Annotated in this window: 17 protein-coding genes and 6 pseudogenes; 13 read left to right on the forward strand and 10 right to left on the reverse strand. The window is 70.5% G+C overall.

Features of this window, described 5'->3' with window-relative positions:
• Nucleotides 1–434: 434 nt before the first annotated feature.
• Nucleotides 435–725: a hypothetical protein gene (locus ACI2L1_RS40820; protein ID WP_404744564.1), complete on the reverse strand. Its 291-nt coding sequence runs from the start codon at nt 723–725 to the stop codon at nt 435–437.
• On the opposite strand from ACI2L1_RS40820, the pseudogene ACI2L1_RS40825 reads away from it, so the two are divergent.
• From ACI2L1_RS40825 to ppdK, 4 genes and pseudogenes are all read left to right on the forward strand, one after another.
• A pseudogene (locus ACI2L1_RS40825) lies at nt 705–2,062 on the forward strand (IS1380 family transposase); the annotation flags it as partial. The gene ACI2L1_RS40820 and the pseudogene ACI2L1_RS40825 sit on opposite strands and share 21 nt — an antisense overlap.
• Nucleotides 2,063–2,264: 202 nt before the next feature.
• Nucleotides 2,265–2,939, forward strand: a complete 675-nt coding sequence (locus ACI2L1_RS40830) for a hypothetical protein (RefSeq protein ID WP_404744534.1) — start codon at nt 2,265–2,267, stop codon at nt 2,937–2,939.
• A gap of 23 nt (nt 2,940–2,962) precedes the next feature.
• The gene (locus ACI2L1_RS40835) at nt 2,963–3,136 is read left to right on the forward strand and encodes a hypothetical protein (RefSeq protein WP_404744535.1); all 174 of its coding nucleotides are present in this window, start codon (nt 2,963–2,965) and stop codon (nt 3,134–3,136) included.
• A 112-nt stretch (nt 3,137–3,248) separates the two neighbouring features.
• Nucleotides 3,249–5,941, forward strand: a pseudogene (ppdK, locus tag ACI2L1_RS40840) (pyruvate, phosphate dikinase).
• A gap of 15 nt (nt 5,942–5,956) precedes the next feature.
• Here ppdK and ACI2L1_RS40845 read toward each other — a convergent pair.
• Complete coding sequence (locus ACI2L1_RS40845; RefSeq protein ID WP_404744536.1) at nt 5,957–6,820, reverse strand: universal stress protein; 864 nt, start codon at nt 6,818–6,820, stop codon at nt 5,957–5,959.
• A 43-nt stretch (nt 6,821–6,863) separates the two neighbouring features.
• On the reverse strand, nt 6,864–7,769 hold the full coding sequence (locus ACI2L1_RS40850) for a universal stress protein (RefSeq protein ID WP_404744537.1): 906 nt from the start codon (nt 7,767–7,769) through the stop codon (nt 6,864–6,866).
• Between the two features lie 171 nt (nt 7,770–7,940).
• On the opposite strand from ACI2L1_RS40850, the pseudogene ACI2L1_RS40855 reads away from it, so the two are divergent.
• A pseudogene (locus tag ACI2L1_RS40855) lies at nt 7,941–8,206 on the forward strand (response regulator transcription factor); the annotation flags it as partial.
• A gap of 101 nt (nt 8,207–8,307) precedes the next feature.
• Entirely contained in the window at nt 8,308–9,321 is a 1,014-nt protein-coding gene (locus ACI2L1_RS40860) for a 2-hydroxyacid dehydrogenase (RefSeq protein ID WP_404744561.1), read from the forward strand.
• A 52-nt stretch (nt 9,322–9,373) separates the two neighbouring features.
• On the opposite strand, the gene ACI2L1_RS40865 is transcribed toward ACI2L1_RS40860, so the two are convergent.
• The 4 genes from ACI2L1_RS40865 to ACI2L1_RS40880 all read right to left on the reverse strand — a co-directional run bounded on the left by ACI2L1_RS40865 (nt 9,374) and on the right by ACI2L1_RS40880 (nt 14,149).
• Nucleotides 9,374–10,951 carry an FAD-dependent monooxygenase gene (locus tag ACI2L1_RS40865; RefSeq protein ID WP_404744538.1) on the reverse strand — a complete coding sequence of 526 codons (1,578 nt, stop codon included), beginning with the start codon at nt 10,949–10,951 and terminating at the stop codon, nt 9,374–9,376.
• A 3-nt stretch (nt 10,952–10,954) separates the two neighbouring features.
• The gene (locus tag ACI2L1_RS40870; RefSeq protein WP_404744539.1) at nt 10,955–11,521 is read right to left on the reverse strand and encodes a hypothetical protein; all 567 of its coding nucleotides are present in this window, start codon (nt 11,519–11,521) and stop codon (nt 10,955–10,957) included.
• A gap of 179 nt (nt 11,522–11,700) precedes the next feature.
• On the reverse strand, nt 11,701–13,176 hold the full coding sequence (locus tag ACI2L1_RS40875; protein WP_404744562.1) for an AAA family ATPase: 1,476 nt from the start codon (nt 13,174–13,176) through the stop codon (nt 11,701–11,703).
• Nucleotides 13,177–13,279: 103 nt separating this feature from the next.
• Entirely contained in the window at nt 13,280–14,149 is an 870-nt protein-coding gene (locus tag ACI2L1_RS40880; RefSeq protein ID WP_404744540.1) for a universal stress protein, read from the reverse strand.
• A 218-nt stretch (nt 14,150–14,367) separates the two neighbouring features.
• Here ACI2L1_RS40880 and ACI2L1_RS40885 point away from each other — a divergent pair, with 218 nt between their 5' ends.
• The 4 genes from ACI2L1_RS40885 to ACI2L1_RS40900 all read left to right on the forward strand — a co-directional run bounded on the left by ACI2L1_RS40885 (nt 14,368) and on the right by ACI2L1_RS40900 (nt 17,697).
• Nucleotides 14,368–15,186: a universal stress protein gene (locus tag ACI2L1_RS40885; RefSeq protein ID WP_404744541.1), complete on the forward strand. Its 819-nt coding sequence runs from the start codon at nt 14,368–14,370 to the stop codon at nt 15,184–15,186.
• A gap of 130 nt (nt 15,187–15,316) precedes the next feature.
• Nucleotides 15,317–15,934: a hypothetical protein gene (locus ACI2L1_RS40890; protein WP_404744542.1), complete on the forward strand. Its 618-nt coding sequence runs from the start codon at nt 15,317–15,319 to the stop codon at nt 15,932–15,934.
• A 39-nt stretch (nt 15,935–15,973) separates the two neighbouring features.
• Complete coding sequence (locus tag ACI2L1_RS40895; RefSeq protein ID WP_404744543.1) at nt 15,974–17,374, forward strand: nicotinate phosphoribosyltransferase; 1,401 nt, start codon at nt 15,974–15,976, stop codon at nt 17,372–17,374.
• Nucleotides 17,375–17,385: 11 nt separating this feature from the next.
• Nucleotides 17,386–17,697, forward strand: coding sequence for a DUF1876 domain-containing protein (locus ACI2L1_RS40900; protein WP_404744544.1), 312 nt, complete (start codon nt 17,386–17,388; stop codon nt 17,695–17,697).
• Nucleotides 17,698–17,746: 49 nt separating this feature from the next.
• On the opposite strand, the pseudogene ACI2L1_RS40905 reads toward ACI2L1_RS40900, so the two are convergent.
• Nucleotides 17,747–18,388: pseudogene (locus ACI2L1_RS40905) on the reverse strand (CBS domain-containing protein); the annotation flags it as partial.
• Between the two features lie 114 nt (nt 18,389–18,502).
• On the opposite strand from ACI2L1_RS40905, the pseudogene ACI2L1_RS40910 reads away from it, so the two are divergent.
• Nucleotides 18,503–19,416 (forward strand): annotated as a pseudogene (locus tag ACI2L1_RS40910) (DUF1918 domain-containing protein).
• Nucleotides 19,417–19,420: 4 nt separating this feature from the next.
• Here the strand turns inward: ACI2L1_RS40910 and ACI2L1_RS40915 are convergent.
• Both ACI2L1_RS40915 and ACI2L1_RS40920 read right to left on the reverse strand, forming a co-directional pair.
• Complete coding sequence (locus ACI2L1_RS40915; RefSeq protein ID WP_404744545.1) at nt 19,421–20,098, reverse strand: CBS domain-containing protein; 678 nt, start codon at nt 20,096–20,098, stop codon at nt 19,421–19,423.
• Between the two features lie 24 nt (nt 20,099–20,122).
• The gene (locus ACI2L1_RS40920) at nt 20,123–20,578 is read right to left on the reverse strand and encodes a Crp/Fnr family transcriptional regulator (RefSeq protein WP_404744546.1); all 456 of its coding nucleotides are present in this window, start codon (nt 20,576–20,578) and stop codon (nt 20,123–20,125) included.
• Nucleotides 20,579–20,975: 397 nt separating this feature from the next.
• Here ACI2L1_RS40920 and ACI2L1_RS40925 point away from each other — a divergent pair.
• Together ACI2L1_RS40925 and ACI2L1_RS40930 are read left to right on the forward strand one after the other, a co-directional pair.
• A pseudogene (locus ACI2L1_RS40925) lies at nt 20,976–22,780 on the forward strand (glycoside hydrolase family 65 protein); the annotation flags it as partial.
• 117 nt (nt 22,781–22,897) lie between these two features.
• On the forward strand, nt 22,898–23,776 hold the full coding sequence (locus tag ACI2L1_RS40930; RefSeq protein WP_404744547.1) for a potassium channel family protein: 879 nt from the start codon (nt 22,898–22,900) through the stop codon (nt 23,774–23,776).
• Nucleotides 23,777–24,091: the final 315 nt, after the last annotated feature.

The following is a 24,091-nucleotide window of genomic DNA, read 5'->3' on the forward strand; positions in this document are numbered from 1 at the left end:
GCGCTATCGCCAGCCTCGTCTCCGACCGCACCAGCATCACCTGAACACAGTCCACACCAGGCCAAACACGCCTCACCCGCTATCACGCACCAACTTGTTAATCCGGTGCGGTTCCCCGGCCCTGCTGGTTGGCCGGGGCCGCCGGCCCCGGCACCGCGCCGGTGTCACGTATCCAACGCTCCTCCGTTCGGCGGGCCGGGCGGTTTCCGTAGCGTCCACTCGCGCCGTCCGATCGCATACCTGGGAACCCGCGGCAAGCTGCCTCCGCCCCCAGCCGCCGCTCGTATCTCGACCTCGCTAGTCGTGTGCGGTGGCGCTGAGTGGGTGCGGTCCGGTACGAACTCCGGTCCGGGCGGCGTGCCGACGGCGCCGGGTCAGAGGGAGCCGGTGAGCACCGCGGTGACGACTTCAGTGCGGGACCGCAACCCGGTGCCTCAGCAGCCCGTCGACCGTGGCCCGGGGAAGCGTGTTCGCCGTCGGCTTGAGCGTGCGGGCACCGTCCAGTCGCAGAAAGGGGCGTGCGCCGACACGAGCCGGGTGAGAGCGGGGGGATTCCCCTGCCAGGTGAGGGAGGGGTCCTTCTCGGAGCCGAGTCGTACCTCGACCTTCTGGGTCTTCGCCGGCTCCTCGGCCATACCGTTCTCCGCGTATGTGTCCCGTGCCGCCAGTCCCTCGATCAGGCGGGGGGATACGGTGATGCCGATGGTTCGGGGACGGTCGGGCATGCCGGGGCACGGTTGCTGGCGGATCTCGCTGATGCCACCGGGCTGACCGCCGCGTACTTCGCCGCTCCCAGGTCACTTCGGCCGCGCGGGGCCGGGCATGACCCGGGACGGGTCGCCACCGACTTGGCGGTGATGATCGCCGACGGTGGTGAGGCGATCGCGGATCTGGCCGTGCTGCGGGACCAGGCTGGGGTGTTCGGCCCGGTCGCCTCCACACCCACCGCCTGGCGGTTGCTGGCCGACACCGACGAGGCTGCACTTGTTTCGCTGCGAGCGGCCCGCGCTTCAGCCCGGGAAGTCACCTGGATGCAGGCTGCCGAGACCGGCGCGGGCATACCTGCTGCGCGGGCCGGCGGACGAGAACTTCCCGGCCTGGTTCTGGACCTCGACGCCACGCTGGACCTGCCACTCCGAGAAAAGAGCAGGCCGCACCCACCTATAAGGGCGGCTTCGGCTTCCACCCGCTGCTGTGTTTCCTCGCGAACACCGGCGAGGCCATCTTGGGGCGGCTGCGGCCCGGGAACGCCGGAGCCAACACTGCCGCCGATTACGTCACGGTGCTCGACCAGTCGCTCGCGCAGATCCCCGACGCCCACCGGCACGGCACCGACATCCTGGTCCCCGCCGACAGTGCCGGATCCGCGAAAGTCTTCCTCGCGCACGTCCGTAACCTGCGAAGAAGAGGAATTCGTACCTTCTTCTCGGTCGGATACGCCATCACCGAGCCGGTCCGCCGCGCTGTCCGGGCTATGCCCGACCGCCTCTGGCATCCTGCCCTTAACCAGGACGGACACTGCGTGAGGGCGGCGAGGTGGCCGAGCTGACTGGCATGGTCGATCTGGCTGGCTACCCGGACGGCACCCGCGTCATCGTGCGCCGGGAGCGGCCGCACCCTGGAGCCCAACTGTCCCTGTTCGACCAGGACGAGGGCCTGCGGCATCAGGTGTTCCTCACCGACACCCCGTACTCCGGGGGCGGATCCGCCCAGTTCCTGGAGGTCCGTCACCGTGGGCATGCCACTGTCGAGGACCACATCCGGTGCGGCAAGACCACCGGCTTCGGCCGCTTCCCCTCCCGCGACTTCGCCGTCAACGCCGTCTGGCTCGAACTCAGCCTCGCGGCGATCGATCTGCTGGCCTGGACGCGTCCTGCTGCTGGACGGGGAGCTGGCCTCTGCCGAGCCGAAGAAGCTCCGGAACCGGCTGCTGCACGTCGCCACCCGCCTCACCCGCGGCGGCCGACGCCTGCGCTTGCGGATATCGGCGACCTGGCCCTGGAGAAGCGAACTGGCCACGGCCTTCCATCGCCTTGCCGTACTACCCCGTCCCGCCGGCTGACCGGTAAACCCCTGACCGCCCACGACCCGAAGGACCCTGGAGAACCCGACCACCGCGCCAGGTCTCCACCGTGTCCGAACACCGAAATCGCGTCGGCTACCAGACAGTTATCCCTCAACGACGCCTCATCACCCCAGCCGAAACGGCGAGGGTAAGCGGGCTCCGGGTGGCGTACCAGGGTCTGACGAGGGACGCTCGGGTTGTGAGCGAACACCGAGCCATGCTCGGGTCGGCCGCTGTGGCTTCCGCAGCGGTCGCCTTGGCGCTGCACGGCCTGGTCCTGCGGCCGAGGATGCTGACCTGGGGCGCGACTCGCGGAGAGGCTGCGCGTTCCTATCCCGGGGATGAGATCGTCCCCGGTGCCGACAGTAGTTCGACCATGGCCACGACCCTGCCCGCGCCGCCTTCGGAGGTCTGGGCGTGGCTGGCGCAGATGGGCTGTGACCGCGGTGGCTGGTACAGCTGGGACCGGCTGGACAACGGTGGACGGCCGAGCGCTGATCGGATCGTCGGCCAGTGGCAGGGCCTGGAGCCGGGACAGCGGCTTGCGTCGGTGCCCAGCGGCCGCGCCTGGTTCACCGTCGCGGTCCTCGTTCCGGAACGGTCCCTGGTGCTGCGGGGTGACACGCGACTGCCGTCAGGCCGTCCGTTCGATCCGTTCGGTGGACCGGTGCCTCGGGCGTTCGTCAGCTCGGTCTGGGGCTTCCACCTCGAACCGGTCGGCGTGGACACCCGCCTTGTCGTCCGCACGCGCGGTCGAAGCCGCCCCCGTGTGCTCACGAGGCCAATGGACTTGTTGTTCTGGGAACACGCCCACTTCATCATGCAGATCCGCCAGTTCCACAACCTGCGCGCGCGGATAACCGGGGCCGCGTGATCACGTGCTCCCGGGAGGCTGCGATGCGCGCTCACTCGACCGCCGATGCCGGTGAGTCGCTGCTGCTGGATGGTGCGCTGCCTGAGTTCGGGTTCTCCCGCCAGGGGCACTTCCGTCGTTCCGGCCGCCGCCGCCTCATACGCGCCGTCGAGGGCGTCGTCGACGCCGAGTGCCACCTCTCTGGAGGCCACATTTAGCGGGGGTGGGCCGATCGGCCCGCCCCAGGTGGCATAGGGCACCTGCCCTGCTGTTCCCTTCCGCTCGACACTGGAACGGTCACCAGCCCAAATATCTGAGGAGCGCGGTGTCATGGGCCCTTACGTGTACGACTTCGCGGAGGGCGGCCGTGACCTGGCCGACCTGCTCGGCGGCAAGGGAGCGAACCTGGCCGAGATGATCCGGCTGGGCCTGCCGGTCCCGCCGTGTTTCATCATCACCACCGAAGCGTGCCGGGCCTTCCTCGCCACCGACGCCGAACCGGCAGGCATGTCCCGAGACGTCTCGGAGCACCTGAGCGCGCTGGAGCAGAACGCCGGGCGGCGCTGGGGCAGCCGGACGATCCGCTGCTCGTGTCGGTTCGCTCCGGGGCACGGTTCTCCATGCCCGGCATGATGGAGACAGTCCTCGACATCGGCCTGAACGACGCATCCGTCCTGGGCCTGGCCGAGGTGTCCGGTAGCGAGCGGTTCGCCTGGGACTCCTACCGGCGCCTGGTCCAGATGTTCGGCAGTACGGTCATGGGCGTCGACACCGCGCGGTTCGAGAGGGCCATGACGAGCCTGAAGGAGAGTCGCGGAGCTCCGGACGACGTACACCTCGACGCCGAGGATCTGGCCGAACTCGTGGAGGCGTACAAGAGTCTGATCGGTGACGAGACGGGCGAGGAGTTCCCGCAGTCTCCTGCCGAGCAGTTGCGCCGGGCGATCCTCGCCGTCTTCCGCTCCTGGAACGGGGAGCGCGCCCGCCTGTACCGGCGGCGCGAGCACATCCCCGACCTGGGCACCGCCGTCACCGTGCAGCGCATGGTGTGCGGCAACCTCGGCCCCGATTCCGGCAGCGGCGTCGCCTTCACCCGCGACCCGGCTACCGGACGCCCCGGCCTGTACGGCGACTACCTGCCCAACGCACAGGGCGAGGACGTGGTCGCCGGCATCCGCAACACTGTGCCGCTCGCCGACCTCGAACGCCTCGATCCGCGCTCCTACCGGCACCTGCTGGAGCACATGCGGACGCTGGAGCGCCACTACCGGGACCTGTGCGACATCGAGTTCACCATCGAGCGCGGCACGCTGTGGATGCTGCAGACCCGGGTGGGCAAGCGCACCGCCGAGGCCGCCTTCGCCATCGCCGCCGAGCTCACCGACGAAGGGCTGATCACCCCGGACGAGGCCCTGGCCCGGGTCAGCGGTGGCGGGCTCGCGCGGCTGATGTTCCCGCGTTTCGACATTTCGGCGACCCGCGACGCGCTCGCGCACGGCATCCCGGCCTCGCCCGACGCGGCGGTCGGAGCGGCCGTCTTCGACTCCGCCGAAGCGGTGCGGCGCGCCGCCGAGGGTCGGCAGGTGATCCTCGTACGGCAGGAGACCACCCCCGACGACCTGCCCGGCATGGTCGCCGCCCAGGCCGTGCTGACCAGCCGCGGCGGCAAAACCAGCCACGCGGCCGTCGTCGCCCGCGGCATGGGCAAGGTCTGTGTGTGTGCGGCGCCGAGGAACTCACCATGGACACCGAGCATCAGCGCTTCACCACCGGCGACGGGACGGTCGTCGAGGAGGGCACCGTGATCTCGGTCGACGGCTCCGCGGGCGTCGTATACGTCGGCGCGGTGCCGCTGGTCGACTCCCCGATGATGCGGTACCTGGAGACCGGTAAGCAGCCGATTGGGGTGGTCGGCGCGGTCGCGCGGGCACTGGAAAGGGCGGGTGTCGTACGACGGCTGGAGGTCCGGGCCAACGCCGACACCCCCGAGGACGCAGCCCGCGCCCACCGCTTCGGCGCCCAGGGCATCGGCCTGTGCCGCACTGAGCACATGTTCCTCGGCGACCGCCGCAAGCTGGTCGAAGAAATGATCCTGGCCCGCACCGACACCGAGCGCGAACGTGCTCTGGACGCCCTGCTGCCGCTCCAGCGGCAGGACTTCGCCGGCATCCTGGCGGCGATGGGACGGTCTGCCGGTCACCATCCGCCTCCTGGACCCGCCCCTGCACGAGTTCCTGCCCGACCGCACCGACCTCGCCGTCCGTATCGCCGCCGCTGAGGCTCGCGGCGAGCAGCCGGACCCGCACGACACCAAACTGCTGGACGCCGTGGGCCGCATGCACGAGGAGAACCCGATGCTCGGCCTGCGCGGGGTACGTCTCGGCCTGGTGGTCCCCGGCCTGGTCGCCATGCAGGTACGGGCCGTCGCCGAGGCTGTCGTGGAGCGCACGCGGGTCGGCGGCGATCCCCAGGCGGAGATCATGGTGCCGCTCGTCGGGGACGTCACGGAGCTGAGGCTGGTACGCGAGGAAGTGGAAGGTGTGCTGGCAGCGGTCGCCGAGGAGTCCGGTGTTCCCGTGCGATGCCCGGTCGGCACGATGATCGAGCTGCCCCGCGCGGCGCTGACCGCGGGCCGGATCGCCGAGGAGGCGGAGTTCTTCTCCTTCGGCACCAACGACCTCACCCAGACCACGTGGGGTTTCTCCCGCGACGATGTGGAAGCGGCGTTCTTCTCCGCCTACCTGGACAAGGGCGTCTTCGACGCCTCCCCGTTCGAGACGATCGACCGCGCCGGTGTCGGGCGGCTGGTCGAAATCGCCGTCGCTGAGGGGCGTGCCGCGCGCCCTGACCTGAAGATCGGTGTCTGCGGCGAGCACGGCGGCGACCCGGAGTCCGTCCACTTCTTCCACGCCGCCCGGCTGGACTACGTCTCCTGCTCGCCGTTCCGCGTCCCGGTAGCTCGCCTGGAAGCTGGCCGAGCGGCGATCACCGCCGACGGCGACTCCGGCGCCACGACAACATGAGTTTCTGCTGGGTTCTCACACGGGCTCGGGCACCACGGCGACCGGACATGCGGCGTGGTGCAGCACCGTGTGGGCGACCCGGCCCAGTTGCAGCCCCAAGTGCCCCGGGTGGCGGCGTGCCCCCACGACCAGCAGGTCCGCACCGTGGGAGGCATCCAGGAGCACCGTCCGGGCGGAGCCTTCGGCTGTGCGCCTGTGCAGTTCCACGCCTGCTGGGGCGGCACGGAGCGCGGCTTCCAGTGTTTCCACTGCCCGCTCCTCGTGCGCATGCGCCGACTTTCCCGCGAGTAGTGGGTGGTCGGCGGTCTCGTGCGCCGGGCGCCGCCATGCGCGGATGGCCTCCAGTAGGGCGCCGCGTCGCTCAGCCTCCTCCAAGGCGAAGCGGACGGCGTTCGCGGTCGCCGCCTCCTCGCCAATGCCCAGAACGATGCGACGGCATGCACCGTCCCCCTCGTCGTGGCCGCCACGGACCACGATCACGGGGCAGTCGGCCCGTCCCGCCACGGTCAGGCTGACGGAACCGAGCAGCAGCTCGGCGACATCGCCGCGACCGCGGGACCCCAGGACCAGCACTGAAGCAGTGCGTGCCTCACGCACCAGAACGGGCGTCGGCCCCTCCGGTATCACTTGGGTGGACACTTGCAGATCAGGGATCCGCGTCCGGGCGCGCTCGGCTGCGGCCGCTACGAAGACGCCATTGAGGATCTGCTCCGACCGGTCCCCACCTGTGGCGAAGACGGCGTGTTCGTACCGCTCCCACAGCGAGGCGTACACCACTCGCAGGGGCAGCCCGCGCAGCGCGGCCTCGTCGGCCGCCCAGCCCACAGCTCGCAGGCTCGGCTCGGAGCCGTCCACGCCCACGACCACGGGAAGGTGCATTGTTCTCACCGCCCTGCGCAAAGGGTGAAGACGAGCCGCTGCGTCACTCGTGCGGAACGACGGCGACGGGCGCGGTGGCGTGATGCAGCACCGCATGCGTGACCGAGCCGATGTGAATGCCTACAGGAGTACGGCGTACGCGTCGGCCCACGACCACCAGGGACGCTGCCTTGGAGGCGGTGACCACAGCGACCGCCGGACTCTCGTTGCGCGATTCCTCGATCACCTGCACGTCCGGGTACTTCTGCCGCCAGGGATGCAGAGCCTCCGCGAGGGCTGCGGCTTCGCGCCGCGCCAGCGACCCGCGAAGCTGTGGGTCGATTGACAGGCCGTAGGCGTAGTACGGCGGCGGATGCCAGCCGTGAACGACCCGCAGGGACGTGGCACGGCGGACAGCTGTGTCGAAAGCGAACTCGATCAGTGTCTCGTCCGGGCTTTCGGTGTCCAGGCCGAGTATGACAGGCAGGAAGGGAGCCGCTGCGGACGGTATGCCCGTAGGGTCCATGTCATGCTCGTCGGCAGCCTGCTCGCCGGCGCGTACGAACACAACCGGCCGCCCGGCATGGGCGACGACCGCCAGTCCGACGGACCCGACCAGGAAACCGCCGATCCCGCTCATGCCGCGCGCGCCCAGGGCGAGCAGTTCGGCGTCCCTGGCAGCTTCGACCAGCACGTCACTCGGGCGCCCGGCGACCTGCCCGGTCGTCACCTCGACGCCGGGGTGACGGAGCCGGAGCCCCGCCGCGGCCTCCCGGGGAACGCGTTCGGTCCAGTGCTGGTGCGTCTCCGCGCCGAGCAGCGGGGCCTGCGCCATTGGTTCCGGGACCGGTTCACGGACGTGGACCAGTCTCACCGGCAGCCCTCGCAGTTTCGCCTCCCGGGCTGCCCACTCGGCGGCGGCCAGGCTCTCGCGCGAGCCGTCCAGACCAACGGTGATGGTGCGGAGCATGACCTCCACCTCCCAGGTGACGTAGCGGCACGCCTCTCATATCCAGTCTCGCCGGACACGGCGGTCACCGCGGTGTGCCGAAGGTTCAGCCCTCGCGCCGTACGTCCCCTGTCGGCGGTCTTGTCCCCGTCACACGCCTGGGCCGATCGGCCCAGGCGTGTGACTGCAGCAATGGGCCGTCATGACCGGGCACGCACCTTCACGGAGGAGAATCCGATCCGGGCCTTCCTGCTGGACGACCATGAGGTGGTACGCGCGGTCTCGCCGGTCTCCTGGCCGCCGAGCCCGGCATCTCGGTGGTCGAGGACGCCGACACCGCCGCACACGCGCTCGACCGGGGCCCGGCCGTCCGGCCGGACGTGGCCGTGCTCGACGTACGCCTGCCGGATGGCGACCGCATCACCGTCTGCCGGGAGCTGTCCCGGCCACGCACACCCGTGGGGGCGAACGTCCCGCACGGCAGGCCGACAGGCCCAGGCACCGGCTCGAGCGGGCGCCTAAGGTCGTGGATGTGACCGCCCCGTGGAAGGAGGCCCCTGTGGAGATCCTCGCGTACGGAGTTCTGGCCGATGAGCAGCCACTTCTACGGGAAACCTTCGCCAGGGCGTTCGCCGACCGCCACGTGCTGCGCTGCCTGGACCTGTTCCTGAACCGGGACACCGTCCCCATCGCGGCAGGCCACGAGGTCGTGCTCAGCAGCGTGAACGACACCCTCGACGCCGAGGTGCTGCGCCACCTGGCCAAGCGCGGCACCAAACTGATCGCCCAGCGCTCCACCGGCTACAACAACATCGACCTGGCTACCGCCCGGGAACTGGGACTGACGGTGGCCCGGGTGTCGTACTACTCGCCCTACTCGGTCGCCGAGTTCGCCTGGGCACTTGCCCTGGCCGTGGGCCGCCGGATCGTACGGGCCGCGCACCGAACCCGCGAGTTCGACTTCCGGCTCGACGGGCTCATGGGCCGCGATCTGCACGGCCGCACCGTCGGTGTGATGGGCACCGGCAAGATTGGTACGGCGTTCGCCCGCATTGCCCACGGCTTCGGCATGCGCCTGCTCGGCTGGGACATCGCGGAGAACGCCGACTGCCTGGCCCTCGGCATGGAATACGTCCCCCGCGAACGCCTGTTCGCCGAATCCGACCTGATCAGCCTGCACGTACCGCTGCTGCCGGACACCCACCACCTCGTGGACGCCAAGGCCCTCGCCCTGATGAAGGACGACGCGGTCCTGGTCAACTCCAGCCGCGGCGGCCTGGTCGACACTGACGCCCTGTTGACCACCCTGCGCGCCGGCCGCCTCAGCGGGGTGGGCCTGGACGTGTACGAGGAGGAGGCCGGGGTCTTCTTCCTCGACAAGTCCCTGGAAGTAATGACCGACGAACGCCTGGCCCGGCTGATGACTCTCCCCAGCGTGCTGGTCACCTCACATCAGGCGTACTTCACCCGGGACGCCGTCGGCCAGATCGCCGAGACCACCGTGAGCAACATCGAGGACTACTTCGCCGACCGCACGAGCGACAACACGCTCATCCATCCGGGATCCGGATGAGACAGACGGGCGGCATCGGCGGCCGGTGTGCCGGCGATCAGGACTCCCTCCTTCACGCGACCGCTGCGCCGATCAGCGACAACCAGCCGCTCAGCCCGGCCGCGTCGGCGGTTCCGCACCGGTAGCCGACGTGGCCGTCCGGACGGACGGCCACAACCCCGCGCCCCGGGCTGTTCGTCAGCCGGACGACAGTGACGTGGGGACCGAGTGCCGTGTCCGGCGGCCCGTCGGCGTCGCGCTGCAGCAGCAGGTGGACACCCGAACGGGCCAGCAACCCGTGCAGCCGTCGTGGCGGCCCGCCGACGCTGACGGTTGCGTCCGGAAGCCGGTCCCCGGGGCGAGGCGCACCACGCAGGCGCGGTGTTCCGTCCACCGACAGGGGGCTGCATCGGTAGTTCACCCGTAGTTGGGAGATGAAGCGGATGCCTTCGGCGACCAGCCGTCGCCGGGCCAGGAGAACCGGCACAGCCGGGGCCGCGCGAGGAGCGGCCACTGCACGCAGCCACGAGGGGATCCGGCCGGTCGACGCCTCTGCCCAGAAAGTCGTGTGCGTGAGGATCAGCCGTCGGTGAGCGGCCGGCCTGCGCTCACTGTCATAGGAGTCGAGCAGCACTTCGGCATCGAGTCCGCCGACGGCCTCGCCCCCGGAGCGGCTCGCCGCAAAGCCGAGCTTCCAGCCGAGATTCACCGCGTCCTGGATGCCGGCGTTCATGCCCTGGCCGGTGGCCGGTGAGTAGTTGTGAGCCGCATCCCCCGCGAGGAAGAGCCGCCCGCAGCGGAATCGTGAGGCGAGGCTGCACTGCAGGGGCACCCGTGCGGACCACGCGAGGCGCTCGATCCGTGCGTCCGATCCGGCGTCGCTCAGAAGTCGCTGCAGATCGGCATACGGGACGGCGGGTCCGGGCTGGCCGAAGTCCAGTCCGGATCCGCCGGCGGACGCCCGAGTGGCCAGCAGCCGCCAGGCGGCCTGCTCTCCGAGCGGGACGAGGAACAGCAGTCCTTGACGCCCCGCGAACACCTGGGCACCGGAACGGCCCGAGTCGCCGCTGATATCGAGGTCGGCGAGGACCACCTCTTCGATGTAGGGCCTGCCGTGCCACCCGGTGCCGGCGCAGACCCGCACGGTACTGGTCGGGCCGTCACAGCCGACGACAAAGGGGCAGCGGATCTCCTCCGTACCCTGCTGCGAACGCAGCACGGCCCACGCGCTGTGCTTGTCATCGCGGGTGGTGACCAGTTCGGTGCCCCTTTCCACCGCCACCCCCCGGTCGGCGAGCGCCTGGGCCAGCACTCTCTCGACGTCCGTCTGCCGCATCAGTGAGAGATGGGGGAACGCAGTGTCGGTCAGGGAGAGGTCGGCGAAACTGGCTTCGACGACGCGGGAGCCGAGATGTAGCCCGACCGTCGGCGCTGTGTCCGCCAGCTCCAGCAAGGCGTCCGTGACGCCCAGCGGGCGTAGGATCTCCAAAGTGCGTGGGTGCAGGATGAGCGCGCGGGAGGGCCGGAACACGCCGGGACGCCGCTCGATGACCCGGACCCGCGCTCCGTGGTCATGGGCTTGCAGTGCCAGGGTCAGACCGGTCGGACCGGCCCCGACCACAAGGACGTCCACCGCTGTCGCCATTGCCATGTTTCATGCCGTGCTCTTGATGCGCCACCATGCCGCGGTGTCGTCCTGCGCCAGGCCCTCGGCCAGCCCGGGATCTGCGAGGACATCGTCGCGGCGCATTCCGGGCAGGACGGCGTAGTGAATCGAGCCCGGCACGCTGACCAGCGCCAGAACCCGCCACAGGGAGCGCGCGTAGTGTTCGGCGCGCTCTGGGTTGTCCCACTCGTACACGCCGCGGTAGCGGTCGCGCTCGTCGTGAGCCAGCCACAGCTTCGAGGTGAACCCGGGGAAGCCGACGAACAGGGGGGTGTTCAGCAGGCTCTCCGCCCGGAACAAGGCGTGCCCAGGCCCGCGCACCAGGCGCAGCCGAAAGCTGACCACCAGCGTGCACGGGTCCTTCGCCAGGCCGCTGCCGAGGCGAGTCTCCCGGTACACCCGGGCCCAGGTGCCGTCAGCGAAGCGGAGCCGCATTCTCACCCGTTCTTTCGGCAGGCGGATCCGGTGCCGGACGAGCAGCGCGAACGTGGCGAGGAAGCATGAGGCAACGGCCCGCCATGCCTCGCCGGGGGCGAGCGGTCTCTGTTCGCCCATGGTGGCCCCTCCCGAGAAGCCGTAACGGGCACGGCATGATGCCCGGCTCTGCCGCCCGTGCCGGCCAGAGATTCCCCGTACAACCCACCATGAGGGAATCCGCCGCCTCCCGCGAAACCTGGAGGCGCGGCGCGGCATCCAGCGCTCGCACCCGGACACCCGCGGGCATGACCACTCCTCTAGTCCGGCTCCATGTAGGGGCGGCGGAATACCGGTGCCTGGCTGCCGCCCCAGGGGCGTACGGCGGCCAGTGCCTGGACGACCGCGGACTCCAACGGGCCGCTGGTGTCGACCGGGACGGCCTCGGGCCACGGCGATTCCCGCGCAGCCATGGCGGTGGCGATGTCGAGGCCGGCGTCGGACGTCCCGGACGCACGCGTGGTCAGGCGGGCCGCTGATACGTCGCCTGGCACGTGGCAGTGCAGGGCCACGAGGTCGGCGCTGGTGCGTTCGGCCATGCGCAGGGCCGCGTCACGCTGTGCCGCGTCGGACCAGGTGGCGTCCAGGACGACGGACTCGCCGCAGGACAGCAGGGTGGCCGCGTGGTCGAGCAGGGTGGCGTAGGTCCTGGCCGTCCACTGCGGGGTGTACAGGCCCTCGCCGTAGCCGGCCGCCGCCGATTGCTCTGCGGGGATGCCTGCCAGCTCCTTGCGGAGGCGGTCGCTGCTGAGCAGCGTCACCCCCAGCCGGTCGGCCAGGGCTCCGGAGAGGGTGGACTTCCCGCTGCCCGGGAGCCCGCCGACGAGCGTCAGCCCGACGGCGGAGGTGCGCAGGTGGCGCAGCGTCGCTGTGACCAGTCGCCGTGACGCGGTCTCCGCGCCCGGCGCGCCCTGGCGTGCCTGGATCAGGGAGACCTTGGCGCGGACGAACGCGCGGTAGGCGACGTAGTGGTGCCACAGGGAAGAGGGCGCGGGGTCGCCGGAGTACTCGCTGTACCGGGCGAGGAAGTACGCCGCGGCCTGCGGGGCGCCGAGCTGTTCCAGGTCCATGGCGAGGAAGGCGGCGTCGTCGAGGCCGTCGACGTAGCGGAGGTGGTCGTCGAACTCCAGGCAGTCCAGCACGCGGGGGCCGTCGTCGAGGCAGAAGATGTCCTCGGCGAGCAGGTCGCCGTGGCCGTCGACCACCCGCCCCTGCGCGATGCGGTCGTCGAACAGCTGCTTGCGGCCGGTGAGGTAGCGATGGACCAGCCGCTCGACCTCCGGCACCCCGTCGGGCGCGACGCCGTCGGCGACCAGCTCGTGGACCTGCGCGAAACTGGCTTCCCAGCGCGATGACAGCGCGTCCCGCGTGCCTTGCTCCGCCACATCCCGGCCGTGGGGTGCTTCCGCATGCCATGCGGCGAGGTGCCGGGCGACGGCCCGCAGAACATCGTCTACGGCCGCCCCTTCCCGGACCAGCCGGGACAGGCGGCGGTCCGCGGGCATGCGGCGCATCACCACCATCGGTTCGGCTTCTGTGGCATCGGGGCTGCGGATCTCGCCCAGGCCCAGGTAGACGTCGGGGGCGAAGCGGCGGTTGAGAGCGACTTCGCGCTCGCACGCCGCCCGGCGAGCCGTCACCGTGGTGTAGTCCAGGAACCCCAGATCGACCGGCTTCTTGATCTTGTAGGCGCGGTCACCGGCGAAGAACACGATCGCGGTGTGGGTCTCGCACACCTCCGCGCGCGGCAGCGGACGGTCGTCGTGCCAAGCACCGGACGGCGGCGCGGACGCCTCGGCCCGGGGCACCGACCGGACCGATGTCCCGCGGAGGCCGTTCTCAGTCATGAGGGACGACGGCGACGGGGCAGCGCCCGTGATGAATGGCGGCCTGCGCCACCGGACCCAGGTGCGGCGCCAGACCAGGACGATGCTTGCGTCGGCCGACCACCAGCAGCGCGGCGCCTTCGGCGGCCCGTACGACGGCCTTGGCAGGGCTTGCCAGACGGATGCTGTCTGCCACGTCCACCTGCGGATACTTCTCGCGCCAGAGGCGCAGCGCCTTGCCCAGCTGCTTCTGGGCGCCCCGCGTGATCTCTTCTGTGATGTCGTGGTCCACGCCCCAGGGCACGCGTGCATGGATCGGCACGCTTCGGCCGTGGACGGCCAGGAGAGGAACACCTCTGGCGGCAGCGGTGTGGAAAGCGAAGTCGAGCAGGTCGTCGGAGGACCCGTGCAGCTTCAAGGCCACGACCACGCTGCTCCCGGACGCCGGCGGCGGCCCGTCGACCCGGGGTTCAGCACGGACCAGCACCACCGGCCGCTCGGCCCGTGCCGCGACAGGCATACTGACGTCGCCCAGGAAGTAGCTCTCGACGGGCTCGAGCCCCCGCGAACCGAGCACGAGGATCTCGGAGTCCGACGCCGCTTGGAGCAGCGCGTTCTGGGCGTCGTCGGCGACCAGGTTCCCGACGACAGAGAGGCCCGGGTGGCGTGCCTGGAGCTCCGCCTGCGCGGTGCGGACGAGACGTTTCGCCCAGTAGTTCTGATCGACTTCCGAGGGGATGCTGGTCGGTTCCGGCGCCAGCAGCGGCCACGCGTGCAGCAGGCGCAGGGTGAGCTTGCGTTTCTCCGCCTCGTCGGCGGCCCAGCGGGCGGCGGCAAGGCTCTCGGGTGAGCCGTCGAGGCCCACGGTGATGGCTGGCTGCATGGCGGCGGCCTCCGTCTCATAGGAAGCTGGAAACGTGGATGACGGTGAACGAGTCCGATGACGTGGATAGTCCGGACGACGCCGACATGCCGAGTGGTGCGTTCTCTTATTCGAGGAGTACCCCAATCCCCTTTGCGGCGCATGTGGAGCTGTGAACGAGGGGCCCCCAGCGCGGAATCCGGTTCGAGCGGCATCCGGTACGAAAGGAGACAGGGGCGGTGACGATTCCCCTGGTGGTCGGTGTCGACGGGTCGGAGGCGAGCCTGGAGGCGGTGGACTGGGCCGCCGACGAGGCGGTCCGACACGGGGTGCCGCTCCACCTCCCGCACGCGGCGGCCGGGGACCGCGAGGCGTCCGACGTGATCGGCGCAGCGTCGGAGCGTGTCGGCAAGAGCGCCCCCACCGTTCGGCTGTCGAGCGAGGTGCTCCATGAGGACGCGGCGTCCGCCCTGGTCGGACAGGGGCGCAACGCCTTCGCGCTGGTGCTCGGGTCCAGGGGGCTCGGAGACCTCGCCGGGATGCTCCTGGGCTCGGTCAGCCTGGCCGTGGCCGCCCATGCCGACTGCCCGGTCGTCGTCGTGCGCGGCGGGGTGGAGCACCGGGGCAGGCGATTCGGGAACGTCGTCGTCGGTGTGGAGGACGGGGAGGGCAGCGGTACGGCCGTGGGGTTCGCGTTCCGTGAGGCCCACGTGCGGCGCTGCCGGCTGGTGGGGGTGCACGCCTGGAGTGTCCCGGTCGGGAGCCCTGGGCCGCCGGGCCTGTCCGGATACGCCATCCAAGCCCTGCGACGCCCGCCGGCGCAGGTGCTCGCCGAGGCGCTGCGCGACCCGGCGGAGCGGTATCAGGACGTGCCGGTGAGCAGCGAGGCGGTCGAGGGCCCGGCACGACGGGCGCTCCTGGAAGCCGCGGCCGGCGCTGATCTGCTCGTCGTCGGGGCCCGCAGGCGGCATGGGCACATCGGTCTGCAGCTGGGTCTGGTCAACCACGCGGTGCTGCATCACGCGCCGTGCCCGATCGCGGTCGTTCCGCGGATATGAGCGGTGAGGGGCGGGATGGGCCGACTGGTGGTCAGCAGGGGCCTTCGGCCCCGTGACCGGGTCCCGCCGCCCTTGGAAGGTGGTGAGGAACGTGGCGGGGGACGCACCAGCGACAGCTGGAGGCCAGACCATGAGCACACAGGATTCGCCACACGCATCCGGTCCTCACCGGCCGCGCCGGGAGCAGCACCCGCCCAAGGGCCCGAACCCGCTGAGGCGTACGTCCGACCGCGTCGAAGCCTGGTACTCCAGGTTGTTGCTCCTGGTGCTCGCCCTCGGACTGCCGGTGGCTTCGGTGAGCGCGGGGCTGGCTGCGTACGAGTCCACGATGCGCACTGTCCAGGCCCAGTCCGCGCAGCGGCACCAGATCACAGCGAGAGTGACGTCGGCCCCCGAGGCGGCACCGGGCAGTGCTTCGGACGAGAAGCAGACGGTGCGGGTGAGCTGGACGGGGAAGGACGGCCGGCAGGAGACCGGAACCGCCCGCGTACCACTGGACAAGACCGTGGGTTCGACGGTGCGGATCTGGGTGGATCGGGAGGAAACCGTTCAGGAGCCGCCGATGCCCGCGGGCAACGCGACGGCCACCGGCTGGCTGACGGGCGGCCTGACAGCGCTTGGCGTGTTCGCCGGCTTCGTCGCCGGGCGAAAAGGGGTGCGGCTGGCGCTGGACCGCAGAAGGTACGCGCAGTGGGACGCCGAATGGGACCTGGTGGAGCCCCTGTGGTCCGCGCGGTTCCACGGGTGACAGCCGGGGCCCTGGGGTGGCGTCCGGGAGGTGACGCTGATGTCCGATGCGACGACCACTGATCTGTACGAGGTCACGATGGCGATGTCGTACCTGAAGGAGGGGCTGACCGGCCCGGCGGCGTTCAGTCTCTTCGTCCGTGACATGCCGCCCGACCGGGGGTTTCTGGTGGCCGCCGGGCTGGAGTCGTCGCTCGACTTCCTCTCCGGCTACCGGATCACCGTTGAGGACGTCGATGCCTTCGCCTCGGCGCTGCACCGGCCTGCCCGCGATCTTGAACCGCTGTTGGGCATGAAATTCACCGGTCAGGTCCGGGCGGTTCCGGAGGGGCGGATCGTCCTCGCGGGAGAGCCCCTGCTGGAGGTGACCGCCCCGCTCCCGCAGGCACAGCTGGTCGAAACGCACGTACTCAACCAGGTCAACCACCAGACGACGATCGCCTCGAAGGCCGCCCGCTGCCTCCTGGCCGCAGCCGGACACCCGGTCGTGGACTTCTCCCTGCGACGCACCCACGGCCCCGAGGCCGGCTACCAGGCCGCCCGGCTGAGCGCCATGGTCGGCTTCGCCGGAACGAGCAACGTCGCCGCGGCCACCGCCGAAGGGCTGACGGCCGTCGGCACGATGGCCCACTCCTACATCGAGGCGTTCGCGGCGGAGGAGGAGGCGTTCCGCGCCTTCGCCCGCTCGCACCCTGGTCCGGTGACGCTCCTGGTGGACACCTACGACACCGACGAGGGCGTCCGCGTCGCGGCGCGGGTGCTGCGAGATCTCGACGACGCGGCCGGCGGACGCGGCTCGGCCGTACGGCTGGACAGCGGCGACCTCGGCGCCCTCGCCGTACGGGCACGCGCCATCCTCGACTCTGCAGGGTTGCCGGACGTACGGATAGTCGCCAGCGGCGGTCTCGACGAGTACTCCGTAGACGAACTGGTCCGCTCCGGTGTGCCGATCGACATCTACGCCGTCGGCACTCGCGTCGGCGTCTCGGCCGACGCCCCGTTCCTGGACTCCGCTTACAAGCTGGTCGAGTACGACGGACGGCCGGTGATGAAGCTCTCCTCGGCCAAGGTGACCGCCCCCGGACAGAAACAGGTGTTCCGCTGCCCCGGATACGGCGATGTGATCGGGGTGCGTGATGAGCAGCCGCCCAGGCAGGGCGAGCCGTTGCTAGTGGCGGTGATGGAGAGGGGGAGGCGCACCGGCGAGCGCCCCACGGTGGGGGACAGCGGGGAGCGGTTCACGGCTGACCTGGCCGGACTCCCGCCGGCGGCGCGCAGGATCCGGGCACCCGTCGCGCCGCGGGCGGTGACCTCCGGTCAGCTGGCCTCGCTCACTGACCAGGTCCGGCGTCGTATCGAGGACGAGGTCCGGGCCTCGGCCGCGGACCTGCGAAGCCGTGAGCCGAGCGCACCCGGACCGCATCGCTCCGTACCGGGATGAGGAGGAACGCGATGCCGCATACCGTGGAATGGAAGATCCGCCTCTACCTCTTCGAGGAAGAGGGAACGACCAAGGCGCGTGTGGTGCTGGACACCGGAACCACGGAGCTCACCGGGCACGGCGCCGCACACCGGCACCCCGCCGACACGGACGTGCCGGAGATTGGCGACGAGCTGGCGGCGGGCAGAGCGATGCACGACCTAGGCCGGCAGCTGGTGGATTTCGCAGAGCGCGACATCGAGGGCGTGGCCGCGCCCGCGACCGGGCGCAGTGCCCGGCCGGAGACCGGCTGGCCGTTGCCGGATGAGACACAAGGAGGATGACCGATGACGCTGCCTGTCCGTCGTAGCAGGGGCGGTTTGTGCCGTCGCGGGACGCACGGGAGCCGTCTGTCCGGCACGCGATGTGCCCGGAGACCGAGACCACGCCGTCCACACTCCGGCACAGCCGCTCGATGGTCTCGACGGATCCGCCCAGGGTGACCTGCCCCTCGCGCACCTCGACCGTCACCTCCGAGGCAGCAGGGCCGAGCGTCCCGCGCAGTACGTCTCCGGTGATCTCGTCGCGGATGGCGTCGTCACGGCGTAGGAAGATCCTCAGCAGGTCGCCGCGGCTCACGATGCCCTGCAGCCGGTCCGCCTCGTCCACCACGGGCAGCCGCTTGACGTTGTGGGCCGCCATGAGGCGTGCCGCCTCGATCACGGTCCACTCGGGACGCGCGCACACGGCAGGAGCCGACATCAACTCCTCGGCCCGGGCGCCTTCGGCCTTGACGCGCTCCCATTCCTCAAGGTGGGGGACCGATGTCAGGCCGGACGGGTCGGCCTGGGTGGAGGACTTGCGCAGCAGGTCGGCCTCGGACACCACGTCCAGGGGACGGTCGAGTTCGTCGACCACGGGCACGGCGGTGACGTCGTTCTCCGCGAGAAGCTTGACGATTTCCTTGAACGGCATGTCGCGCCGGGCCCGCACGATGTCTCGGGTCATGAGCTCTGCGACCGTACGGTGGTGCATGTCGTCTCGCGAAGGTGAGCCGCTCGCGCGTGGAATGGGCCTGTCGTCCCATGCGGCGGCGTGTCATGCGTGGCACGTTGGATACAGCACCATTCTGAGGAGAGGGCGGCGATCATGCGAGCTCACCTCGGCGACCAACTCGTCATCGAAAGCTCGACGACCTGGGCCAGGCGCGACGGCGAGATCGTCGGTCTCCACCACGAGGACGGAACACCTCCGTACGATGTGCGCTGGTCGGACACGGACGAAGTGACGCTCGTCTTCTTCGGGCCCGACGCACACATCCGCCATGTCGAGCACGGACGGCCCGGAACCACCCACCGGGTTTCCCAGCCGGACGGGAGCGTGGCGGAGGGCGTGTCGGCAGCCGCCGCGCCGACCGGGCAACCCAACCCCGGCGACATCGGTCGGCGTGTGGCCGTCGAGCGTCACAGGCAGCGGCTCAGCCTGGAGGAAACAGCCCGCCGCGCCCGCATGTCTCCGCACTACCTGAAGTACCTGGAGGACCAGCCCGCCGACCCGACGGTGGCGACCCTCATCAGGCTGGCCGACGCGCTGGGCACCACAGTCACCGCTCCGCGCGGGGCCGGCATCGATCTCCCACCTGGCCAAGGCCAGGCACTGTTGCACCCTCGGCTGCGGGACCTCAGCCCGGAGGAATGCCCCGCCACCTGCTCTCGACGCACGGCGTGGGGCGCGTCGCGGTACGCCCGGCGGGCCGGGGGTGGTTCCGGTCAACTACGAGGTCGTCGGCGCGATCGCGTTCCGGACCTCGCCGGACTCGGTCCCGGCGAGGGCTGTGGGATCGGAAGTCGCCTTCGAGGTCGACCACGTGGACGAGGCGATGAGCCAGGGCTGGAGTGTCCTCGTCGTCGGACCCGCGCGCGGTGGTCACCGAGGCCGACGCGGTGAGGCAGCTGGTCGACCGCGCCCACACCACGCCGTGGGCCGGAGGCGAACGCGAGATGTGGGTATCGATCGAGCCCATGCGCCTCACGGGACGCCGCATCAGTCCGGCCGATCAGTAAGCGATCACACCTTGCCCTCCGGGCGGCCCGGCGTGGCGGACTCGCCGGTGAGATGGGGCTCGACGTCCACGACGCCCTCCACAGCGCGTACGAGGCGCACCGCGACGGAGATGAGCGAGGTGTCACGGATGTGCCCGCGGAGGGTGACGACTCCCTCGTGCACGTTCACGTGGATGGCGTGACTGAAGGCAGGGAAGAGGTAGGACACCACGGTGCGGCGGACCTCCTCCTCGATGTCCTCGTCCGACCGCAGGAAGACCTTCAGCAGATCGGCACGGCTGACGATGCCCTGGAGCATGCCCACGCCATCGACCACCGGCAGCCGCTTGACATGCCGGACGGCCATGATCCTGGCCGCATGGGCCAAGGTGACGTCAGCGTGGACGGTGATGGCGGGGGTGCTCATGAGCTCCTCCGCCGTCACCGCGCCGGCCTTGGCGACGTCGGAGAGCCGTCGGCGCTGCTCGTAGAGGCTCGGGTCGCTGTCGCGGAACTCCTCCTTGGGCAGCAGGTCGGCTTCGGAGACGACGCCGATGACGCGCCCTTCGCCTTCCAGGACCGGCATGGCACTGACCTTCCACTGCTCCATGGTCCGGACGATCTCCTTGAAGGGCGCGTCGCGTCCGACGGCCACGACCGTCTGGGCCATCACATCGCTCACGATGTGCGGGGTATCGGGCATGTCCAGGCACCTCGTCCTGTCTCGTCAGGGCACCTCGCCCGCGCCGTGGGGCGCGTACAGGTCGAGCAGGCGCACCCGGGCGGACCTGAGCCGGCGCGCGATCACGCCGGTGACATAGGTGCACAGCTCGTGGTCCAGCGCCGGGTCCGTGGCACACATCTCACGGACCGCCGCCGCGTCGAACTCGTAGGCGCGCACCGGGCTAGCGGCCTCGGCCCCCATATGCCAGTGATGGGGAGGCACCAGCGAGGACCAGCCCAGCAGCCGTCCGGCGTCGAGGGTCTCGATGACCGCTGCTTGCCGACCGGGTACGTGAAGGTCGAGTGCAACCGTGCCCGTGTGGATGATCCAGAAATGGTCGGCCTTTCCGCCCTCGTTGAAGATGCGCTCGCCCGTCTCGAACGACACCTCGCGAGCGAGCGTCATCAGCTGCTCGCGATGCTCCGGGGTCAGGGCGCCGAAAACGCCGGGCCTGGTCATCACGATGTCCTTCCCTTCTCCATGGCCTCGAAGGTGGAGAACGGGTTTCGTTTCCGGTCGGCTTCGCATCCGGTCACGGACGTCTCGCCCTGCGGGGCCGTGATCTTCGTCAGCTTGAAGGCCGCGTCGGCGATGGGGGAGCCCCAGCGCTGTGTTCCTCCGGGCCGTAATTCCACGATCGCCGCAAACGGGCGCGGTGCAACCGGGACGGAGGTCTGCTCTTGAAACCGATCCGCCTGCCTCGGGGTCGGTCCACGTGTCGCGACGGGCCCAGGGCGGTGCGACGGTGTTCACAGGACGTCTCGCGGTTGGCGTGTGGGAAGGCGGTGTGGACGATGGAGCTTCCGCTGGTCGTGGGGGTCGACGGATCAGATTCCAGCCTGCGGGCCGTGGGGACGACACGACGTGGCTGCGTGCCGCACCAGCGCCTCCCACGTCAGCATCGGTATGGCGGCCCGCACAGTCGCCGTCGGACAGCCGCCCACATCGTCTCAGCAGCGCCCCTCCCGCCGCCGCGCCGTGCACCGGTTGGTGATACCGATCGCTCCGGGCCGGCCCGCCGTCGTCGAGAAGACGGTCGCCCTACACACGTCACGCGACGTGGCGATCAGTGACCCGCTCGGTGCGGCGCTGGACCGGGTGACCGAAGCGCCTGGCTTCTCGGCGCTGCTGGACTCCCATGTCGCCGCGTGGGCGCGGTTGTGGCGGCGCGCGGACATCCAGGTGCCCGGGGAGGCGGGCCGCGTCCTGCGCCTGTACCTCTTCCACGTCCTGCAGACGCTGTCGCCGCACACCGCGGACCTCGACGTGGGAGTGCCGGCCCGCGGGCTGCACGGTGAGGCGTACCGGGGCCATGTCTTCTGGGACGAGCTGTTCGTGCTGCCGTATCTGAACCTGCACTTCCCGGAGGTCTCGCGGGCGCTGCTGAACTACCGTCACCGGCGCCGGCCGCAGGCGTGCCGCGCGGCCGGTGCGGCGGGCCGGGCCGGGGCCATGTACCCGTGGCAGTCCGGCAGCGACGGGCGGGAGGAGACTCAGCAGCTGCATCTCAATCCCCGTTCGGGCCGGTGGCTGCCGGACAACTCCCGGCTCCAGCACCACGTCGGCTCGGTCATCGCCTACAACGTGTGGCAGTACTGCGAGGCGACCGGTGACACCGAGTACCTGCACACCAAGGGCGCGGAGATGCTGCTGCAGATCGCCCGCTTCTGGGCGGACACCGCGGAGTTCGCCCCCGAGCACGGCCGTTACCGCATCCGTGGTGTGGTCGGCCCCGACGAGTACCACGACAGCTACCCGGACGCCGCCCGGCCGGGCCTGGACGACAACGCCTACACCAACGTCACCGCCGCCTGGGTCCTCACCCGCGCGCTGGACCTCGTACGACGCCTGCCCGCATGGCGTCGGCAGGAACTGCTCGGACGCATCGAGCTGGACAGCAGCGAACTCCCGAAGTGGGAGGACGTCACCCGGCGCCTGCTCGTGCCCTTCCACCAGGGCGTCATCAGCCAGTTCGACGGCTACGGCGACCTCGCCGAACTGGACTGGGACGCCTACCGGACGCGCTACGACAACATCAGGCGACTGGACCGGATCCTGGAGGCCGAAGGCGACTCGGTCAACCGCTACCAAGCGCCCAAGCAGGCCGACGTCCTCATGCTCGGCTACCTCTTCTCACCCGCCGAGCTCCGGGATCTGTTCCGGCGTCTCGGGTACCACCTGGACGAGCGGCTCTGGCGCAGGACCGTCGACTACTACCTGCGGCGCACCAGTCACGGCTCCACACTCAGCGGGCTCGTTCACGGCCTGGTCCTCGCCAAGGCCAGGCGATCCGAGGCATGGCAGTACGTCCAGGAGGCCCTGGAGGCGGACATCGCCGATATCCAGGGCGGCACAACCGGTGAAGGTATCCACCTCGGGGCCGTGGCCGGGACTCTCGACCTGGTCCAGCGCGGTCTGACGGGACTCCAGACGCGCGAGGACGCCCTGTGGCTGGACCCGGTGCCCCTCCCCGCGCTCTCCGAGTACAGCTTCTCGCTCCGCTATCGCGGTCACGGGGGCATCGGCATACGGCGCCGGAGCGGACAATTGGAGATCGGTGTACCCGACTCGGAGGAGTCACCGATCCGCGTGATGCTGGCCGACCGCGCCGTCACCATCGCACCCGGTGAGACCTGCACGCTGGTGCTGCCGGACAGCTGAGCCGCGCGGGACCACGTCACGCGGCGACCAGCCCGAAGCGTGGCGATTTGCCAGTTCTCGGAGCGTTTGCCGCACTACGCTCCCGGCGAGGGGCAACTCGAGTCGCGGGAGAGACGCATGGAGTGGTTGGTCTCACTGGTGGGGGCCGGACTGGTCATGGCCGTCCTGAGAGACCTGTTCCACACCCTCTGGCACCCCACCCGTCATGGCGGTCTGAGCCGGCTCGTCATGACCGTGCTGTGGAAACTGGCCCGGCACCTTCGAGTGCGCCGCCGGGTGGTCGGCCTCGTCGGGCCGCTCGCCATGGTGACGGTGGTCGCCATGTGGGCCGGCCTCGTCATCCTGGGCTGGGCCGTCGTCTACTGGCCCCACATGCCGGGGGCGTTCACCTTCTCGCCCGGGTCCAAGGCGGCCCAGGAGCCTGCCCTGCTCGACTCCCTGTACCTCTCCCTCGTCACGGTCGCCACCCTCGGGCTGGGGGACATCGCGCCCGGCGAGGGGTGGCTCCGCCTGGTCTCGCCGTTGGAGGCTCTCGTCGGATTCGCCCTCCTGACGGCCACGGTCTCCTGGGTGCTGGAGATCTACCCGGCGCTGACCCGCAGGAGGGTGCTGGCCGTCCGGCTGGCCCTGCTGCGGGGCTCGGATCCGACGACTGGCGAACTCGACTGCGCCGTCGGGGCTCTGTTGCTGGACAGCCTGGCCACCGAAGTCGTACGCGTCCGGATCGACTTCACCCAGTACGCGGAGGCGTACTACTTCCACGACGGGGAGGACCACGCGTCCCTGGCGGCCATGGTCGGCTATGCGGCTGCGCTCGCCCAGCGCGGACAGCTGGCGCGGCGGCCGGACGTGCGGCTGACCGGCGCCCTCCTCGACGGCGCGCTCAAAGATCTCTCCGACATCCTCGACCAGCGATTTCTCCATACGGGCGGGACCCCGACGGAGGTGTTCGCCGCGTACGCCGCCGATCACGGCCGCGACCTCGTGCAGTTCTGACCATCGTGCCGGACGGGAGCCCGAACGCCGCCCGGGCCCGTTCGTCATCGGTGGTCGGCATCCGAAGCGGCGGGCACTCTGGGAAGCGGGCCCCTGTCGTTCGCGGCGGTGGCCCGCACACCACGGGAGCGGTGGATGGCACAACGCCCGCCGCGGGCGGGCCCACCGACGGCTGGAGACGTTGAGTCCGCCCCCGCTCGGTGACGTGGGCTCCTGTTCCCCGGCATGCGCGCGGGAGGCGCGGAATCGACACTGGTCTGAGGGACCACCGACCGGGCGGGCCAGGCTCCAGGGGCTCCCCCCGCGTGGACAGCG

The organism is Streptomyces sp. NPDC019531, from assembly GCF_044903305.1.
In the GTDB taxonomy this organism is placed as follows: Bacteria; Actinomycetota; Actinomycetes; order Streptomycetales; family Streptomycetaceae; genus Streptomyces.